Annotated in this window: 15 protein-coding genes; 5 read left to right on the top strand and 10 right to left on the bottom strand. The window is 60.4% G+C overall.

The window, feature by feature from the left end:
- From NKI70_RS26025 to NKI70_RS26010, 4 genes are all read right to left on the bottom strand, one after another.
- Complete coding sequence (locus tag NKI70_RS26025; RefSeq protein WP_352457387.1) at nt 1–150, bottom strand: cbb3-type cytochrome c oxidase subunit 3; 150 nt, start codon at nt 148–150, stop codon at nt 1–3.
- An 11-nt stretch (nt 151–161) separates the two neighbouring features.
- A complete protein-coding gene (gene ccoO / locus NKI70_RS26020) occupies nt 162–893 on the bottom strand; it encodes a cytochrome-c oxidase, cbb3-type subunit II (RefSeq protein ID WP_352725294.1) in 732 nt (243 codons plus the stop codon).
- Nucleotides 884–2,515 (bottom strand): cytochrome-c oxidase, cbb3-type subunit I, encoded by a 1,632-nt coding sequence (gene ccoN, locus NKI70_RS26015; protein WP_352725292.1) that lies wholly within the window; start codon nt 2,513–2,515, stop codon nt 884–886. The genes ccoO and ccoN overlap by 10 nt, the downstream gene beginning before the upstream one ends.
- A 604-nt stretch (nt 2,516–3,119) precedes the next feature.
- On the bottom strand, nt 3,120–3,866 hold the full coding sequence (locus NKI70_RS26010; protein ID WP_023679626.1) for a Crp/Fnr family transcriptional regulator: 747 nt from the start codon (nt 3,864–3,866) through the stop codon (nt 3,120–3,122).
- A 154-nt stretch (nt 3,867–4,020) separates the two neighbouring features.
- On the opposite strand from NKI70_RS26010, the gene hemN reads away from it, so the two are divergent.
- Nucleotides 4,021–5,370 carry an oxygen-independent coproporphyrinogen III oxidase gene (hemN, locus tag NKI70_RS26005; protein ID WP_352725290.1) on the top strand — a complete coding sequence of 450 codons (1,350 nt, stop codon included), beginning with the start codon at nt 4,021–4,023 and terminating at the stop codon, nt 5,368–5,370.
- Nucleotides 5,371–5,928: 558 nt separating this feature from the next.
- On the opposite strand, the gene queE is transcribed toward hemN, so the two are convergent.
- The 3 genes from queE to queC are packed head-to-tail and all read right to left on the bottom strand — an operon-like array spanning nt 5,929 to nt 7,714.
- Entirely contained in the window at nt 5,929–6,663 is a 735-nt protein-coding gene (gene queE / locus NKI70_RS26000; RefSeq protein WP_023679624.1) for a 7-carboxy-7-deazaguanine synthase QueE, read from the bottom strand.
- Nucleotides 6,660–7,016: a 6-carboxytetrahydropterin synthase QueD gene (gene queD, locus NKI70_RS25995; RefSeq protein WP_023679623.1), complete on the bottom strand. Its 357-nt coding sequence runs from the start codon at nt 7,014–7,016 to the stop codon at nt 6,660–6,662. The genes queE and queD overlap by 4 nt, the downstream gene beginning before the upstream one ends.
- Nucleotides 7,016–7,714, bottom strand: a complete 699-nt coding sequence (gene queC / locus NKI70_RS25990) for a 7-cyano-7-deazaguanine synthase QueC (protein WP_023679622.1) — start codon at nt 7,712–7,714, stop codon at nt 7,016–7,018. The genes queD and queC overlap by 1 nt, the downstream gene beginning before the upstream one ends.
- A 612-nt stretch (nt 7,715–8,326) precedes the next feature.
- Here queC and NKI70_RS25985 point away from each other — a divergent pair.
- Nucleotides 8,327–8,716 carry a hypothetical protein gene (locus NKI70_RS25985; RefSeq protein WP_023679620.1) on the top strand — a complete coding sequence of 130 codons (390 nt, stop codon included), beginning with the start codon at nt 8,327–8,329 and terminating at the stop codon, nt 8,714–8,716.
- Between the two features lie 1,136 nt (nt 8,717–9,852).
- On the opposite strand, the gene NKI70_RS25980 is transcribed toward NKI70_RS25985, so the two are convergent.
- Nucleotides 9,853–10,107: a helix-turn-helix domain-containing protein gene (locus NKI70_RS25980; protein WP_031212627.1), complete on the bottom strand. Its 255-nt coding sequence runs from the start codon at nt 10,105–10,107 to the stop codon at nt 9,853–9,855.
- A gap of 721 nt (nt 10,108–10,828) precedes the next feature.
- Nucleotides 10,829–12,652: a glutamine--fructose-6-phosphate transaminase (isomerizing) gene (gene glmS, locus NKI70_RS25975; protein ID WP_023679615.1), complete on the bottom strand. Its 1,824-nt coding sequence runs from the start codon at nt 12,650–12,652 to the stop codon at nt 10,829–10,831.
- 336 nt (nt 12,653–12,988) lie between these two features.
- Here glmS and NKI70_RS25970 point away from each other — a divergent pair, with 336 nt between their 5' ends.
- Nucleotides 12,989–13,279, top strand: a complete 291-nt coding sequence (locus NKI70_RS25970) for a hypothetical protein (RefSeq protein ID WP_023679613.1) — start codon at nt 12,989–12,991, stop codon at nt 13,277–13,279.
- Nucleotides 13,280–13,528: 249 nt separating this feature from the next.
- Here NKI70_RS25970 and NKI70_RS25965 read toward each other — a convergent pair whose 3' ends face one another.
- Nucleotides 13,529–14,869, bottom strand: coding sequence for an IS1380 family transposase (locus NKI70_RS25965; RefSeq protein ID WP_023679612.1), 1,341 nt, complete (start codon nt 14,867–14,869; stop codon nt 13,529–13,531).
- Between the two features lie 772 nt (nt 14,870–15,641).
- On the opposite strand from NKI70_RS25965, the gene NKI70_RS25960 reads away from it, so the two are divergent.
- Both NKI70_RS25960 and NKI70_RS25955 read left to right on the top strand, forming a co-directional pair.
- Entirely contained in the window at nt 15,642–15,917 is a 276-nt protein-coding gene (locus NKI70_RS25960) for an acyl carrier protein (RefSeq protein ID WP_023679611.1), read from the top strand.
- Nucleotides 15,918–17,123 carry a beta-ketoacyl-[acyl-carrier-protein] synthase family protein gene (locus NKI70_RS25955; RefSeq protein WP_023679610.1) on the top strand — a complete coding sequence of 402 codons (1,206 nt, stop codon included), beginning with the start codon at nt 15,918–15,920 and terminating at the stop codon, nt 17,121–17,123. It abuts the gene before it with no gap.
- Nucleotides 17,124–17,723 lie beyond the last annotated feature (600 nt).

Raw genomic sequence — 17,723 nt, 5'->3', positions numbered from 1 at the left:
TCAGTCGTCCTTGAGAGGAATGTGAGCGGCTCTCTCGGCTTGCCTGCGGCTGCCGGGACGAAATGCAAAGGCAACGCATCCGAGGAAGAAAAGTGCCATGGCAAGCAGGCCCCAGCTGTCGGCAAACTCCCGCATGAAATTGTAGGTCATCGCCATTCTCCTCAGCGGTAACCGGCGGCTTCTTCATAGGTCCTGAAATCGACCAGCGTGCCGAGCATCTGGAGATAGGCGACCAGCGCATCCATTTCGGTGACCTGCTGCGGATCGCCGTCGAAGTCGCCGATCTTGGCTTTGGGGTAGCGGGCTTCGAGGCCGGATGTGTCGGCGTTGGGATCAGCCTGCGCCATCAAGTCGGCGCTGGCGTGTGCGATCATGTCGTCGCCGTAGGGGACACCGACACGGCTGTTGGCGACCAGATGCGTCGAGAAATCCTTCACCTCGATGGGCATGTCCTTCAGGAACGCGTAGCTCGGCATGATCGATTCCGGCACCACCGAACGCGGCTCGGTGAGATGCTGGACGTGCCATCCGTTCGAGTAGCGGTCGCCGACCCGGGCGAGATCCGGCCCGGTGCGCTTCGAGCCCCACTGGAACGGGTGGTCGTACATCGACTCGGCCGCCAGGCTGTAATGCCCATAGCGCTCGACCTCGTCACGGAACGGCCGGATCATCTGGCTATGGCAGAGGTAGCAGCCCTCGCGCACATAGATGTTGCGCCCCACCAGTTCGAGTGGCGAGTAAGGGCGCATGCCTTCAACCTTCTCGATCGTGTTGTCGAGATAGAAGAGCGGTGCGATCTCGACGATGCCGCCGATTGTTACGACCAGCAGGGACCCGAGGAGAACAAGTGTGGCGTTCTTCTCGATGACCGCGTGTCTGTCCATCAGGCCCATTTTCTGGCTCCTGATCGCACAGGCTGGAGGGCGGGGATGGAGCGCGGCATCGGATCCTCCTCGCGCTGGTAGCCGAGGATGGTCATGGCGATGTTCCAGGCCATGATGAGGGCGCCCGACAGATACATCGCGCCGCCGATGGCACGCATGATGTAGTAGGGATGCATGGCGGCGACGGTTTCGGCGAAGGAGTAGACCAGGAAGCCCTGCTCGTTGTATTCGCGCCACATCAGGCCCTGCATGACGCCGGAGACCCACATCACCGCGGCGTAAACGACGATCCCAAGCGTCGCCAGCCAGAAGTGCCAGTTGACGAGCCGCAGCGAATAAAGCCGGTCGCGGTTCCATAACGTCGGGACCATGAAATAAATCGCGCCGAACGAGATCATGCCAACCCATCCGAGCGCGCCCGAATGGACGTGACCGATGGTCCAGTCGGTGTAGTGCGAGAGCGAGTTGACGGCCTTGATTGACATCATCGGGCCTTCGAAAGTCGACATTCCGTAGAAGGCGATGGCCATGACCATCATACGGATGATCGGGTCGGTGCGCAGCTTGTCCCAGGCGCCCGAGAGCGTCATCACGCCGTTTATCATGCCGCCCCATGACGGCATCCACAGCATGATCGAGAACACCATGCCGAGCGTCTGGGCCCAGTCCGGCAGGGCGGTGTAGTGGAGGTGGTGCGGACCGGCCCAGATGTAGAGAAAGATCAAAGCCCAGAAGTGGATGATCGACAGCCGGTAGGAATAGACCGGTCGGTTGGCCTGCTTGGGCACGAAATAATACATCATCCCGAGGAAGCCGGCGGTGAGGAAGAAGCCGACGGCATTGTGGCCGTACCACCATTGCGTCAGGGCGTCCTGTACGCCGGAGAAGGCTGAATAGCTCTTGGAGCCCAGGAAGGAGACCGGCACCGACAGGTTGTTGATCACATGCAACATCGCGATGGTCACGATGAAGGAGAGGTAAAACCAGTTGGCGACGTAGATGTGCGGCTCCTTGCGCTTCAGGATCGTGCCGAGGAACAGGATGAGATAGGCGACCCAGACGATGGTCAGCCAGATGTCCACATACCATTCGGGCTCGGCATATTCGCGGCTCTCGGTGATGCCGAGCAGGTAGCCGGTCGCGGCCATGACGATGAAGAGCTGGTAGCCCCAGAACACGAACCAGGCGAGATCGCCGCCGAACAGCCTGGCACGACAGGTCCGCTGCACGACATAAAGTGACGTGCAGATGAGTGCATTGCCGCCGAAGGCAAAAACCACGCCGGAAGTATGCAAAGGCCGCAGTCGGCCGAAATTGAACCAGGGCTGGATGTTGAGATCGGGGTAGGCGAGCTGCAGGGCGATGACCACGCCGACCAGCATGCCGACGACGCCCCAGAACATGGTGGCGATGGCACCGTAGCGGATGGGCCCATCCATGTAAGCGGCGGGGTCGATCGGAACTGCCGGCTTGAACTCCGTGTTGCGCAACAGAATCGCAGTGAAGCCAGCCACGGCGAAGAACAAAACCCACATATGCCGGCGAAAAGGTTCATCTACGCCGAAGCCGGCAGCCAGCAGGGCCGCAAACGCAAACAGGCTTAGAAGGACGATCTCTGTGCCGAATTTCATCGCAAGCCCCGATTTCCAATTCCGGCGGGCGCCAAACCGCAGTGCCTTATTGCGCAGCCGTGGCCTGCTCGCCCTGATCCATGTCAGAGCCGCACGATTTTGCTTCGAGCAGCATCGAGTTCGGTGCGATCAGACTGTGGCGATCGAATGTGGAAGCGCAGCACCGGCCGCCACGCTTATGGACAGGCCCGGTGTCCCCAGTCTGGCCGGGTATGGAGGCGATCGCGGGCGTGTGGGAAGCGCGCCTTCTGTGACGCTGGAAAGTAGGCCGATGCCTTGCCGAACGTCGATCGTTTCAATGCCTTGGGACAGCCAGCGCCAGCGTTGCGCTGCCTTCGTGACATTCATGGTTCGGGGGAACGGCGATTTTCCCCTGCGTATGAGGCGTATTGACTTCGGCCGAGTGCGATCCTGCCTGGAACAGCCGGTTGCACGTCGAGCACCTCGAGGATGGATGCTTCGCCGACGAGTTGGCCGAAACGCACCTGGCTCATGCGATCGGATGGAGAGCGGGCTATCGCTATGCGACTTCTTCTAAGCCCAACGCGAGCATGCCCTGCCCCGAACGAAGTAAGTGACGTAGGCCATGCAGCTTCGGTGTCATTCAAAGGGCGGTTGCGCCTCGGCCGCCGCAGCGCCGTTCCAGCCGGCTCATGCTGTCCACGGTGACACGGCGGTTGTTCTCGATCCGAATCACGCCGTCCATTCTCAGGCTGGTCAGCTGACGGCTCACAGTCTCGTTTGTAATTCCAAGGAAATCAGAGATGTCGGCACGCGTCATCGGCAGCTCGAAGCACGCCGACCTAGCCGCCGGGTCAACACTGGAACCGATGTTCCGGGCGATCATGAGGAGAAAGCTCGCCACCTTCTCCGGTGCGGTCTTGCGCCCCAGAGTCACCATCCATTCGCGTGCCTCGTCGAGTTCGTTCAGCGCCTGCTTGAGCAGGCGATGCACAAATTCTGGTGATTCCTTCATCATTCGTTCGATGGCCGCTCTCGGAAACGAGCATAGCGAGACAGCTGTTGCCGCTTCCGCATTGATCGCGCTTTTCATCTTGAAGGGCCGTCCCAGAAAATCCGGCGCGAACTGGAGACCGACGATCTGCTGGCGGCCGTCCGAAAGGCTCTTCGTGAGCTTCACCACGCCTGAAAGCAGGTTTGAATAACAGTCGACCGCCTCGGCGTCGCCGATCAGTTCGACCCCCGGCTCGATATTGTGCCGCGACGACGTCTTGGCGAGCTGAGCCAAATGGTCTGGTTCGAGCGCACCACAGACACCGTGGTGCCGTGCCTCGCAAGACAGGCAAAGAACGGGAATGCCGGAACTGTGAATGTCCTGCCGTAATGTCATTCGATTGCTCTACCGGTCCAGTGCGGGCAGGATAGCAATCGACGGTAGAAAAATCCTTGCGGCAGTTTGTCCGTGCTGAAGGTTGATCGAAATCAGGGCTTAGGCTCATCCAAGCATCCACAGTTCCGGCGACGCAAACACGGTGGACCACGACATGCGACTGGAGCTAGCTGCCAGACTTGGCGAGAACGTCCCGCGCTATACCAGTTATCCGACAGCGCCGCATTTTCATACCGGCATTGATGCTGCAATTTGTCGTGGCTGGCTGCAGGCGCTCAACGATGGCGATGAGATCTCGCTCTATCTGCACATCCCGTATTGCGACAAGCTTTGCTGGTTCTGCGCTTGCCATACCAAGCAGACACGCCACTACGAACCAGTGACCACATATCTGCGCTCACTGCATGCAGAGATCGCAACCGTCTCCAGTCTTGTCGCAGGCAAGGGCCGCGTGCGTGCCGTCCATTTCGGCGGCGGTTCGCCAACGATGCTCAAACCGGAGGATCTGGTGGCGCTGGGAACCGTCCTGCGCAACAGCTTCACCTTTCTCCCCGGTGCAATGATCAGCGTTGAGATCGAACCCAACGATATGGACGATGCCCGCCTCGATGCACTTGCCGAAATCGGCATGACAAGGGCGAGCCTCGGCGTCCAGGATTTCGACCCGAAGGTGCAGAAAGCGATCAACCGCGAGCAGAGCTTTCTGCAGACCAAGACAGTTGTTGATGGCGTTCGTTCGCGCGGCGTCGAATCGGTCAATCTGGACCTGCTCTACGGCCTGCCGCATCAGACCAGGGAGAGCGTCGCCTCCACGGTTGCACAGGCCCTGACCCTGGAACCGGATCGGATCGCGCTTTTTGGCTACGCCCATGTGCCGTGGTTCAAGAAACATCAGACGATGATCGACAAGGCCTGGTTGCCGGGTCCGGCGGAGCGGTTTGCCCAATCGCAATTGGCAGCGCGGGCGATCATGGACCAGGGATACGAAGCAATCGGGCTCGATCATTTCGCCAAGCCGGGCGATGCGCTGGCGCTTGCGGCACGCGCCGGGACTTTGCACCGGAACTTCCAAGGCTACACCGAGGACTGCTACGAGACATTGATCGGCCTCGGCCCATCGTCCATCAGCCAGTTTCGCCAGGGCTATGCACAGAATATGCCTTCGACCGCCGAGTATGGACGCATGGTTGCTGATGGCGGGCTGGCCGCTGTTCGGGGTATCGCGCTTTCCGACGACGACCGTGTTCGCGGCTGGATCATCGAGCGATTGATGTGTGACTTCGCCTTCTCGGCGATTGAGCTGGTGGAGCGCTTTGGCGAAGCCGGCCAAAGACTTCTCCTCAAGGCGAGTTCCACGGCCCTCCAAGATCCTGCGCGGTTGCTTGAACTTGATGGTGACCGCTTCGTCGTGCCTGCGGAAAGCCGGCCCTTTGTCAGGAGCATCGCGGCAAAGTTCGACAAATATTTCGAAAGTGGAACGGCCAGGCACTCAGCGGCAGTCTGAGCACCGCAGAGGAACGGTCATGGTTCTCAGTCGATCGTGAACCGATTGCGCTACATTTTTCACTGTTGATCGGCGACCGTCGTGTCGAGACAGGATTCGGAGCGGACCAGACGCGTCTTGGTATAGCGACGATATCGTCCGGTCGTGCCTTCCGGCGCCGTATTCCATTTCGCAGTCCCTGAAGCGCCACGTCGAGTCCGGCCTCTTTTCTGTATCGGAAGCAGTCGACAATCGTCCTGGCCAGATCATGGTTGTCGGCCGACAGCTCCCTTCGGCCTTGCAACAAGAATCCGCAAGGACCGTGCCAGCTGCAGCAGGCGCCGCCGCATCGCACCACCACACTATCCACCCGTGGCTCGCGCTAACCTTTGATTGGTTCGCGCCAGGCCGACGCCCGTCGAAACCGAGCCTCGGCAACATTCCGAGTCGTAAGCGGCTGGCCACGCTCTTGGTGCCGGTGGCAGAAGTCCGCAAGCACCCCGGCAGCGCCGTCAAGCGTGGGACAACCCGTCCACCCGAATATCTGCCGGCGCAGTTTCAGTGAAAAGCGGGCCTAGGCTAGACGGCTCTCTTGTTACCCCAGAGCATAACGTGCAGCTGCGGCAGCACACGGGCTTCGAACCACCTGTCGCGGGTCACGCTATCAACCAGCCACTCCATGCGCTTCAATATTCCGTCAAGGTCGACAGGCGCGTCTTCATTTGCGGGGCGTGGCGGCGTGTGATTGCCGGGTTGCAGATAGATCGGAAGTCGCGGAAATCTCGCAGCGGCGTCTTTCGCGTAGGCGTAGTCCCTTTCGTCGAAAACAATGAGCTTGAGCACGACTTGCGGCCTGCCTTGTGCCGCCTGGAGGCACGCCTCGAAAGCGGCCCAATCGGTCGTCATTTGGCTTGACGGCGGCTTTGGGCTGAGGACTAGCACGTCAAGGTCGGCAAACCAGTCCCTGGCCACCGAACCTTGGGTTTCCAGCGCAAAACGGTAACCTTCACCATGGCCTCGCTCGATGAGCGCGGCGAGCGGCTGGATGGCCGGATTGCCGCCTGACAGCGACACCATCAGCGGGCGGCCACCGGAAAGCGCAAGCACGTTTTGCCACACCGCGCCAATGGACATCATCTCCCATTCATGGCGGAATTGATTGTCCACCGCATGCAGGCTGTCGCACCAGGAACAGCGATAGTCACACCCGCCGGTTCTGACGAAGACGGTCGGCAAACCGATGAGCACGCCCTCGCCCTGGATCGTCGGCCCGAAAATCTCACTCACGCGGATTGCGGGATGCGTATCGGTCATGGCCGGTATTCCGCCCAGGTTTTCGGCGTTTCGCTCACCCGCACGGCCGAGGTTTCGGGCAGGCGTGCCTTGCACCATTCATAAAAATGTCTGGCCAGATATTCCGCCGTGACTTGCTCATGTCCCAGCACGTCGTTGAGATGTCGGTGGTCGAAGCTCTCGTCGATGTAGCGTTTGAATGGCGCCAAATCGTGATAGTCGCGCACGAAGCCGTTCTCGTTCAGTCCATTCGCTGAAAGCTCCACTTCAACGATGTAGTTATGCCCGTGCAGGCGCGCGCATTGGTGATCGGGTGGCAACGAGGTGAGCTGATGCGAGGCTGAGAAGTGGAATTCCTTGGTGATGCGGAACATTACGCGGTCCTCCTTCGCAGCGCATCGAGCCAGAAGTCGGAGTCCTCGTAGTCGGTGGGGTCCGGCTGCCCAGAGAGATGAAACGCCTCGCGCCGCTCGACACAGGTCCCGCACCTCCCGCAGTGACGCTCGGCGCCCTTGTAGCAGGACCAGGTCTGCGCAAATGGCGTGCCGTATGCTGCTCCATTCCTAACAATGTCCGCCTTCGTGAGATTCACATAGGGTGCATAAATTCGAATCTTCGCGTAGCCGTCGAGCGCGTGGTCCTGCATCATCTGGAAAGCGTCGATGAAGGCCGGACGGCAGTCGGGATAAATGAAATGATCCCCACCATGCACGGCCGTCGCCACTGCGTCAGCGTCGTGCGCTGCGGCGAAGCCGAAGGCAATGGCCAACATGATGGCGTTCCGGTTCGGCACCACCGTGACCTTCATCGTGTCTTCGGCGTAGTGCCCGTCGGGCACGTCCACATTATCGGTCAGCGCGGAGCCGGAAAGGCCGCCGCCGATCTCGTGGATGTCGATGATCCGGTGCGGGACGCTCAGTCGCTCCGCACAAAGGGCGGCGAAGCCCAATTCCTTCCTATGCCGTTGGCCGTAATCGAAAGATAAGAGGCCGGCGAGTTCGTGCTCCGCTGCCACCTTGTGAGCAAGGGTGACGGAGTCCAATCCGCCGGAGCAGACGACGAGAGTCTTCATTGTTGGGTCCTTGTTTTAACCGGGTAGGCTGCGACCGGAGATTTCTCTGCGCTCCCAGTACTTCAGGAAATCCATTTTGTGAAGTGAACGGGGGACGAGTTTCATGCGCTGACGTGCCGCTGTGTGCAAGGCGCCCTCGCGGTGAGCCTGCAAGGAACACGGACTAGCGAAACGTCACGCTTCAGCGGAATGCTCAAAGGCGAGCGCACCGGAATATGCTCTGCAGGAGGTCCGGACCTTCGTAAACAAAGTTCTCGACGATCAAGCGCCCGGCGGTCCCGAGCTTCGAGGGACGCCACCGCGAGGGTTTCAGGTACAAGACGGCCCGAGGATGGGCTTGCCGCAAGAGAACGGACTTACCAGTGGGATGTTCAGCGACGCCGATGCAGATGTCTGGAATGATCACGACATCAATTGTCGCGGCAACTTTGGCTGGCCTGCTCCTCGGGTTCCGTAGATCCAGCGCATTCCGCTTCAGGATCGGTTCGAACCGGAGCACGCCCTCGGTCAATGGACTGACCGGCAAACCCTGAATGATCGGTCGTGAGCCGACATCTGTGAACAAGCGGTGTGGTCGATTGCTATCACCCATGTGTTGCGCGCAGGTACCTTATGGCAGTGGATGAACTGGATTTGATGGTTTTACGGCTGGCGGTCGAAAGCGTCCGCTCGCTCTCCTTAAGCTTCGCTGAAAAGGCCGCCGAGGTAGCCACCAGGAGCCGCGGCATCCTGCTTTTCGACGTGCGGGTCGACGGTGACGCGGAGGTCCAGCGGGTCGCAGCCATCCGATATCAGGGCGACCAGATCGGCGTGCTGGCGTTGGACAGACAGGGTCTTGTTACCCACCAGTGCATCGTCAACGGTACGTTCTCACATTTCACTACGCCCTTGGAGAACTGGCACAGCATGCCCCTGTCGATGCAGGCCAAGATCGATGCCAACGGCCATGCCAGTCTCTTCCTAGGGGCCTTGCGAAATGCCGGTCATTTGCTGGGCAGCTAGCATTTGGCTAGAATGCATCTGTGAATTTTTGCATGCGCATCGCTGCCGCGGCGGTCGCGGCAAAGCGATCGCCGCGATGATGGCGATCAACGCGCGGGCGTTGCATCGATGCGCGATCGTTTAGACAGAGGTCTCCGCCTGGCATCGAGCAACATGCACGGAGGACGCAAAGCGCAAATGCATCAAGTATTTGAAGGGACGAGCCCCTCGCGCAAATGGAGCTTGCGCTGCCGTTGTCATTCCATCGTGCCGCCGAACTCGGGGGCGTGACGATCGACCACGACGGCCTATTTTTTTGCAAAGCCGAATGTCCCGATTCCGAAGCCACGAAAAAACTCCGATCACAGCGAAGAATAGTAACAACACGGGCGACGCAAGCCGCCTTGCCGTAGCAGGGGAGGTGCTTGCGGTGCTCTCACCGACACGAGATCGCAAATGGCACATGGGTGAGCACCAGAACTGGCGACACCCATGGTGATCGGCTTGACTCGCTGGAGGAAGCACAAGGCTCAGCGGGCAGAGGCGCAAGCGACGGTCGGACACTGGCTGGCTGCTCGGGATCTGATCGAGGCGTAGTCGGACAAGGAAGCGTAGTGCCCTACCTCGATGTTCCTAGAAGCGCGCCGGCAGCCTGGCGGGGGGGCTTGGGGTTAGACTGCCGGCGCACGCCACTCATGAAGAGCGGCCCCTTTTTGCTGTTCCGACACCCATAGTCAACCCGGCAGCGTCTGGATGCCCGCTGTGCTCTTTTCAGAGCGGCGCGCGATGCCGGCCATGTCTGGCCGATCCTGCCTAGTCTAGGATGGGGGGCCACTCTCGTCGGCCGAGTTGATGCTCCAGCCAGTATCGCCTTGCCGACCAGCATGAGTCCGCTGTTAGCAATCCATCGTCGCGAGCCGATGCTATCGTGCTGTCGCAGCACTCCGGGCGGCTATATCGCCTAAGACAGCATGACGAAGCGTTCCAACTTCCTGTTCGGCGAGCCCGTGTGCAGTTCCATCGGACAGTGGACGAGAATTCTCTTGGCGGTAGTGCGCCAGAAGGCATTCGCGTCCAACGGAATCAAGCGACGACTATCAGCCGCAAACTTCACATCACAAGAGCGGTCTTCCACCCATTGCAGATTATCCGACTAATCAGGCGGCGTCCGATATGTCCGCCTCTGCCTCAAGAATTCCCACAGGTATGGACAGCGATCTTGCTATCCGATCCCGATAGCCCTTGTTGTACCTCACACCCCGCTCGATGTTTTGGATTTCCTCAGCGGCAAGCCCGCACGCCACCGCGAGGTCCTCGATTGAATACCCAAGGTGCTCACGATAAGCGCGGATGATGTGGGTCCCCTGCGACATAGCCGTCAAGACTGGCTCGGGAATGCGCGAATCCTTCATAAACATCTCCAAGAAGATGGGAGCGCCTGACAAATCGGGAGATTTCCTCCCCGACCCTGGCGCACACCCAGCAAATCAAAAAAATGGACGTCCATTCGGCCGGACCGGCCTCATCCATGGAATGGGCCACTTGAAATTGGCAGCCGGGTCGGAATATGGCGGCTCACCTGCTTCTGATCAAGTTCTAAGAACCTGCCCACCCTGAGATGGCCTGATCGGCTGTAGCGCATTCGACCTGCGATCCTACACGACTCACTCTCGCCGATGGCTTTCTTGAACAGCAACTCGAACTCCCCCTGACGCCTCCAGTGGCTATTCGCGGCACCGTCCACCCAGCCTCGCGGACGCTGATACCTTCGACCAATTTCCACCGCCGATGCAGCGAAAGACGCGCTTGTGCTTGAATCACACATCGATCACCGCTGTTAACGAAATTTTTTAAGCCGCCGATGCTTGTTCGGAGACCGAAAGGATGGGGCGCCCGAGGAAACAGCCGAAAGGGCCGCGCGCTTTTGTGCTGACGTCGGCTTGAGCAAGCTCGATCCGGCTGCCCTGTGCAATCGCCCGACCGGCCGAAAAAAGGATGGCGATTGTCATGATGCGGCGACGGCGAGTTTCCCGAAATTGCAGCAAACAATGGTCATCTGGTTCATCCGGGCTTCGGATCCAGACAGGGGGTAGCGCTTTCGATGGACGAGCATCGCCACCTATAAAGGTTCGATCATTCGACCGTGACCGATTTTGCGAGATTGCGCGGCTGGTCTACATCTGTGCCCATGAAGAGCGCCGTGTGGTAGGCAAGAAGCTGTATCGGCAGCGAGAAGATCATCGGCGCGATAATCTCGTCGACAGCCGGCAGCACGAGCGTGTGCATAGTGTCGAGTTTCGATGCGGCTGCCCCTTTTTCATCGGTGATGAGGATAATCCGCCCTCCACGGGCAGCCACTTCCTGCATGTTGGAGACGGTCTTGTCGAAAAAGCGATCATGGGGCGCGATGACGATCACTGGCATGTTGTCGTCTATCAATGCGATCGGACCGTGCTTCAATTCACCCGCCGCATAGCCCTCGGCATGGATGTAGGAAATCTCCTTGAGCTTCAGCGCACCTTCCATCGCTAGCGGGAAACTGGTGCCACGGCCGAGATACAGGACGTCACGACACTTTGACAGTTCGCGCGACAGGAACTCGATCTCCGGCTGGATGCTGTTGAGTACCTGGCCCATGACGCGCGGCACTTCGGCGAGGCTCCTGACGAGCGCCTGCAGCTCGTCTTCGGTTACGGTCCCGCGGGCTCTGGCGGCGCCGATGGCGAGTGCGGCTAGAACGGCAAGCTGGCAGGTAAACGCCTTGGTGGAGGCGACGCCGATCTCCGGTCCGGCAAGGATCGGGAAGACCGCATCGGCCTCCCGAGCGATGGTCGATTCGCAGGCATTGACGATAGCGCCAATTTTCAGCCCACGCTCCTTGCAGTACCTCAACGATGCGAGCGTATCGGCGGTTTCGCCGGACTGCGAAATGAAAAGAGCCGCCGACTGCGGCGACAACGGGATCTCGCGGTAACGGAATTCGGACGCAACGTCGATTTCAACCGTCAGGCGCGCGTAGCGCTCGAACCAGTATTTTCCGATCAGTCCGGCGAGATAGGCGGTCCCGCAGGCCGAGATCGCCAAGCTCGGGATCCTGGCGAAATCGATGCCAGAAACCATGTCGGCGCGATTCTCTATGATGTTGCTATAGTGACGGAGAGCATGGGCGATGACTTCGGGCTGCTCGCAGATTTCCTTCTCCATGAAGTGGCGATGATTGCCCTTGCTGGCCAGATCGGCCGCGGCCGTGGAGGTATGGCGCGGACGCTCGACGGGGTGGCCGTCGAAATCGAAGATATGGGCGCCCGAATTGCCGACAACGGCCCAGTCGCCCTCGATGAGATAGGTAATTTCATTGGTGAAGGGAGCGAGCGCGATCGCGTCGGAGCCCAGGAACATCTCGCCGTCGCCGTGACCGATCGCCAGCGGTGGTCCGTTGCGCGCCGCCATGATGGTCGACGGATCATCTTCGAAGAGGACGGCAAGCGCATAGGCGCCCCTGACGCGTTTCAGCATGGCACGCATCGCCTCTTGCCGCCTCATGCCCTCCCGGCGGTGTCTTGCCAAGAGATGCGCGACGACCTCGGTGTCGGTGTCGGTCTGGAACTCGGCGCCAGCCGCCGCCAATTCGTCCTTCAGCTCGGTGAAATTCTCGATGATCCCGTTATGGACGACGGCGACACCGTCGGTAAAGTGCGGGTGCGCATTGCGTTCCGTCGAGGCCCCATGGGTTGCCCAACGCGTATGGCCGATGCCGATGTTGCCGCTCAGCGGCTCTTCCTTCAGTCTCCTCTCGAGATTGACGAGCTTGCCCTCGGCGCGCCGGCGGTGCAAGGCACCTTCGGTGATCGTCGCAACGCCGGCGGAATCATAGCCGCGATATTCCAAACGCTTCAATGCGTCGACCAACCGATCCGACACCGGCTGTTGCCCAACGATGCCAACAATCCCGCACATGTTCGTCTTCCCATTGTTGCCGGCAGCTTCAGCCCACGCGAGACGGATACCCATCCGGCCGCTTTCATTGGGGATCTTGTAGTAGTATTCGGTAATATTGGTACAATTGATTGTAGGGATAACTATCATCCAGCCCATGGATGAGCCCCTGATCTAAACTTCTCGTTGCGCCTGACGCCCTCATGACCGAACGCAAGCCCACACCCCGCGGCACGAAGGAACAATCGGCCATGCGCGACCATCCCGGCTACGCACCTGACACGAAGCGCCGCCGCTCGTGATCACGCGGTGATCGGCATGATCACAAGCACTGTAGTTAGGCAGCATCAGCGACGCATGATCGGCATCATCATCATCGGCAGCGTCGGCGCCGTCGGCATGATTCACGTGTTCGTCACGTTGATCATAATGATCGTCGCCGCCGATCCAGTTTCTGATTGCCTGCCGCTGTTGACGCGGCTTTCGCCGGTAGAGCTTAGCCCGCGATGGCCTATCAATACGCTGTTAGTCGGCATGGCCGAAACCGAGAGTCAGGCGGCGCACGCCACAGAGCACGTTCAGCGACCGTTTCACTCAGCGCCGGCTTTCTTGGGGTTCGTAACGGTCAACAGGATTCTCGGGGCATGAATGCACTATCACGAAAGCGTTGGTTCTCAGTGCTTCGTCCGTCTTACTCAAACCCGATTCCCGCAGCGGAAGAACTAGCCGCCTTGATGCACGGCGATAAGCTTTTGACGGCCTGAAGCGACGTTGTGGTCGTCGTTGCGGTGCTTTTCCACGCGCCTCGTCAGGCGCCGGGATTGCTCCGTTGTGATGGCAGGCGGGGGTTTGCAGGTTGCGGTCGACGGGTTCGTTTCGGGGCGTCTGCCCCCATCGTTATGTCGCGAGTTGGGGGATGCGATCGAGGAGGATGCGCAGGATGCGCTGGTCGGGGCACGATGTCGGCAGGTGCAGGCGGATTTGCGATTTCATCTCGACCACCCGCGCAGCGATTTTGATGAGGCGCAATCGCAGCGTGTCGAATTGGGCGACGGCAAAGCTCGAGCGCCTCGGCATCGCGGCCCGCAAGCCCCACATCAACCAGTAAGCACCGGCATGCAGGAATAGCCGGAACTGGTTGGCCGTCGCTCTGGTGCAGGATGTGCGGTCGGCGGCAAGATGCGTCTTCCACGACTTGATGTGGTTCTCGGCCGCGCCGCGCCGGCAGTAGACATCCTCGTAGAGCGCCTTGGCCTTCCCACCGGCAAGGTTGGTGACGACGAAGCGGATATCGCCACCTTGGGCGCCGACCTCGACCCGCGCGATGATGCGCCCGACGCGGCTCCAACTAGCGGCGCCGTCAACGAACTCCTTGAACCTGCGGACCTTGCCTGTCTTGGCCGACGCTTCGAAGCGCGCCGTCGTGCTGGCGTCCAGATCCGCGACATGCTTGCGCAGGGTCGTGGTGGGCGCGAGGCCAAAGATGAAGTCGACGTCGTTGGCGCGGCACCAGTCGATGACCTGCGGGTTGCAATAATGGCTATCGCCGCGGAGCAGGATTCGAATGTTCGGCCAGTTGATCCGGATGGCCCGCACCAGACGGCGCAGGTGGGGGCGGATCTCAGCCCCACTCGGCCGCTTGGCCGGTCGCAGGATCGCGCTGACGAACCGTCCCGCACCATCGAACACGACGATCGGCTGGAAGCCGTACTCGTCATGGTGGGCATTGAACCGGCGAAGCTGTTGGCCTCCGTGCACAGCGTCGAAGGTATCGTCAATGTCGAGTACGATCCGCTTCGGCACCTGCCGGAACGAGGCGCAATAGAGATCGACCATCGCCCGTCCCATCGCGACCAGCTCCCGCACGCCGGGTAGGTTCTCCAGCCGGCACAGCGTCGATTGCGACGCCAGATCCCGACCCGGCGGCAGCGCATCCTGGGCCATCTTGAAGACCGGATCGCGGCGCAGCCGGTTGGCGTCGTTGCCGTCCTCGTAGCCGGCGGCGATCATCTTCATGCGAAAGCCGATCATGTCCGCCAGGCTGTAGACGACCTGGTCCGGGCAGCGCGGATCGTCGATGCAACGCGCCAGACGCTCGGCCACCCGCAACCGCTTTTCCACCTCGGCCAAGGCCAGAACGCCGCTGTTGGACGACAGCATGCCGCCGTCGAAACGGGCGACGACGGACTTGCCGCCGACTGATGACAAACCGCTCAGCGGCAGCGCAAGATCGTTCATGGTAGGTGTGGTCTCTGGGAAATGGTTCGGATCGGCTTAAGCAACCAAATCCTACGTCATTTCAACGGCTTGCGCCACATCCACCAACCCCCATGAATTTGGTTAGGTTGATGCGGCGTGCCGCCGCCGTGAGGCCGCGCTCGCTCAGCAGCGCGTCGAGAACGACGAGAAGATTCAGATCGAGCCCTTGAAACGCATGTCTTAGCTATCCATAGCGAGGATGCATTTGATTGAAACAAACGATTTTACCAATTTTCCGGAATGTCGCATGGACTTGGCAGGACCTAACGTGCGCCGATCACTGCCTCTATCGCGTGGCGAGTCCCTTGAGAAGAGCCCGAAAGAGGAAATCTGTCGCGTGCGGTGGAGATTGTACTGGGAATGAGAGGCAGCGCTCCGATCATGTCGAACTCTCCGACGAATGGTGGACCGGTACAATAGTTGATCGCAATGGTCCGGAGCTATGAAACATCTCGATTACATATGAGGTGCCGAGTGAATACGCTCACAGCACCCACCGTCGCAGCGTTTAGCTGACGTTTGACGACGGTTCCTATCCATTTACACGCAGATTCTTGATGTGCTGGCGCAAAAGCGGGAGGCCGGCGACTTTTCTTCCTCATCGGGCTGACGCCGCAGAAGCCGGAACTCGTCCGGTTCCTATGGGCATTGGGCTTGGTCGGTCGCACAGGCTCTATGAGGGGCAATTTTGGCAACGCGACGCGACTCGGGTTTTGAACGACGCCGAAAACGCAAGCTGGAAAGGAACAAGATGGCAGATCAACTCGCCAACGAAATAATCGCCATGATCAAGAAGCGCGCCGCGTCGGAGGGCGGCATAGCGCCTGCCACGGGCGGCGAGATAACGGCTGCCACGGGACTGACTTCGCTCGGTATCGATTCACTGGGATTGGCGGACGTTCTCTGGGACCTGGAGCAGGCCTACGGCATCGAGATCGAGATGAATACGGCCGAGGCATGGTCGGATCTCCAGAATGTTGGGGACATGGTGGAAGCCGTGCGCAGCTTGCTCGCTAAGGGGGTGTGAATGGACAGGCGCGTCGTGATTACTGGGATTGGCGGGATTTGCGGGCTTGGGACCAACGCCGCCGCCATTTGGAGAGAGATGCGAGAAGGCCGCTCCGCCATCGGCCCAATCGTCAACTCCGAGCTCCATGAATTGAGGGTCAGGATCGGTGCCGAGATCAAGGCGCTGCCGGAGCATGACATCGACGGCAAGCAACTCATCTCCATGGACCGCTTCAGCCTGCTCGCTGTGCTTGCGGCGCGCGAAGCCATGCGTCAGGCCGGACTTTCCTCCAAAGAGGGAAATAGCTATCGCTTCGGTGCGACGGTGGGCGTTGGCGGCTGCGGGTGGGATGCGATCGAGCAAACCTACCGCGCCATCCTTCTGGGCGGTAAGCGTGCCGCTCTCTTGACTGTACCCAAGGCGATGCCGGGTGCCGCTGCCGGCCAGGTCAGCATGAGTCTCGGCCTGCGCGGGCCGGTCTTCGGCGTCACGTCCGCCTGTTCCTCGGCAAACCATGCGATTGCCTGCGCGGTGGACCAGATCAGGCTCGGCCGGGCCGACGTGATGCTTGCCGGCGGCAGCGAAGCGCCGCTCATATGGGGTGTGCTGAAGGCATGGGAAGCGATCCGCGTGCTTTCGCCCGATACTTGCCGGCCATTCTCGGCCGATCGCCAGGGCCTGTCGCTTGGTGAAGGCGCCGGCATGGCGGTGCTGGAAAGCTACGAGCATGCCCTGGCTCGGGGCGCCACCATCCTTGCCGAAATTGCCGGTGCCGGCCTTTCCGCCGATGCGTCCGACATCGTCGCGCCGACTGTCGAGGGGCCGGAGGCAGCAATGCGGGCCTGCCTTGCCGATGCCAGGCTGGACGCCGAGGATGTCGACTATCTCAACGCGCACGGCACCGGCACCAAGGCCAACGACCAGATCGAGACGGCGGCGATCAAGCGCGTCTTCGGTCAGCACGCCTTCTCAATGTCCATTTCTTCTACCAAGTCCATGCACGCGCATTGCCTCGGCGCGTCCGGCGCGCTCGAGTTGATCGCCTGCGTGATGGCTATCCGCGAGAGCGTCGTGCCGCCGACTGCCAATTATCGTGAGCTGGACCCCGATTGCGATCTCGACGTCACGCCCAATGTGGCACGCGAGCGCAAGGTGCGCGTGGCACTGAGCAACTCCTTCGCCTTTGGCGGCACGAACGCGGTTCTGGCGTTCAGGCAGGTGTAGAAGCCACGAGAGATGCCTCCGGCAACATTATCTCTCGCATCCAGATGCTTGCCGGATAACTATTGTGAAGGGCGGTCATTGACCGCCTCGGCGAATGCGGGAGGTGGCAGCGGAAGCTCGACGATCCGGGGGTATCGTCTTTGCGAAATTCTTAACTGTTGAAGCGGCTTGGACGTACCGCCGCCCCGTAAAAGGTAAGCGAGGCCCTGCGGGCTCGGCTTGAGGGTCTGAAGCTGTACACGAATGTCTGGAAGCCGCAGGGTCGGCTCTGCGCCCGTTATAGTCGCCTGAGTGCTGCCGGCAAGAAGCCACCGGTGGTCATGGCCGAGATCGTGCATGAGATGGCCCCTTCTTGTGGACCATCGGGCGAGAGGTTTCACCATCATAGCGGTCTCGAACCAACGTGCGGCACAGCGCCGGGGGCGGAGCCACGGTGGGGAACTCCCGTCGGTGGTTATGTGGCCGAGCCAGTCCGCGCGGCGCCCTCTCCGATAGGGTTAGAAGGGTTCAGCTAGCTAGTGCGCGTCCATAAACGGCAAGCTGCTGATATTATTGAATGAATCCTGATTTTGGGTAGGCAAGGCCCGGCGGGTTCAGATA

This window comes from Mesorhizobium sp. M0500 (assembly GCF_040321165.1).
Taxonomy (GTDB): domain Bacteria; phylum Pseudomonadota; class Alphaproteobacteria; order Rhizobiales; family Rhizobiaceae; genus Mesorhizobium.
Note: the sequence above shows the minus strand (reverse complement) of the source record. Positions and strands in the feature narration are given on the sequence as shown.

Coding starts and splice junctions, on each gene's coding strand:
- hemN (WP_352725290.1), top strand. CDS start 4,021: ATGCGACTGGAGCTAGCTGCCAGACTTGGCGAGAACGTCCCGCGCTAT.
- NKI70_RS26025 (WP_352457387.1), bottom strand. CDS start 150: ATGACCTACAATTTCATGCGGGAGTTTGCCGACAGCTGGGGCCTGCTT.
- NKI70_RS25965 (WP_023679612.1), bottom strand. CDS start 14,869: ATGAACGATCTTGCGCTGCCGCTGAGCGGTTTGTCATCAGTCGGCGGC.
- queE (WP_023679624.1), bottom strand. CDS start 6,663: ATGACCGATACGCATCCCGCAATCCGCGTGAGTGAGATTTTCGGGCCG.
- queC (WP_023679622.1), bottom strand. CDS start 7,714: ATGAAGACTCTCGTCGTCTGCTCCGGCGGATTGGACTCCGTCACCCTT.
- NKI70_RS25960 (WP_023679611.1), top strand. CDS start 15,642: ATGGCAGATCAACTCGCCAACGAAATAATCGCCATGATCAAGAAGCGC.
- NKI70_RS25985 (WP_023679620.1), top strand. CDS start 8,327: ATGGCAGTGGATGAACTGGATTTGATGGTTTTACGGCTGGCGGTCGAA.
- glmS (WP_023679615.1), bottom strand. CDS start 12,652: ATGTGCGGGATTGTTGGCATCGTTGGGCAACAGCCGGTGTCGGATCGG.
- ccoO (WP_352725294.1), bottom strand. CDS start 893: ATGGGCCTGATGGACAGACACGCGGTCATCGAGAAGAACGCCACACTT.
- NKI70_RS26010 (WP_023679626.1), bottom strand. CDS start 3,866: ATGACATTACGGCAGGACATTCACAGTTCCGGCATTCCCGTTCTTTGC.
- NKI70_RS25980 (WP_031212627.1), bottom strand. CDS start 10,107: ATGAAGGATTCGCGCATTCCCGAGCCAGTCTTGACGGCTATGTCGCAG.
- NKI70_RS25955 (WP_023679610.1), top strand. CDS start 15,918: ATGGACAGGCGCGTCGTGATTACTGGGATTGGCGGGATTTGCGGGCTT.
- ccoN (WP_352725292.1), bottom strand. CDS start 2,515: ATGAAATTCGGCACAGAGATCGTCCTTCTAAGCCTGTTTGCGTTTGCG.
- queD (WP_023679623.1), bottom strand. CDS start 7,016: ATGTTCCGCATCACCAAGGAATTCCACTTCTCAGCCTCGCATCAGCTC.
- NKI70_RS25970 (WP_023679613.1), top strand. CDS start 12,989: ATGATCGGCATCATCATCATCGGCAGCGTCGGCGCCGTCGGCATGATT.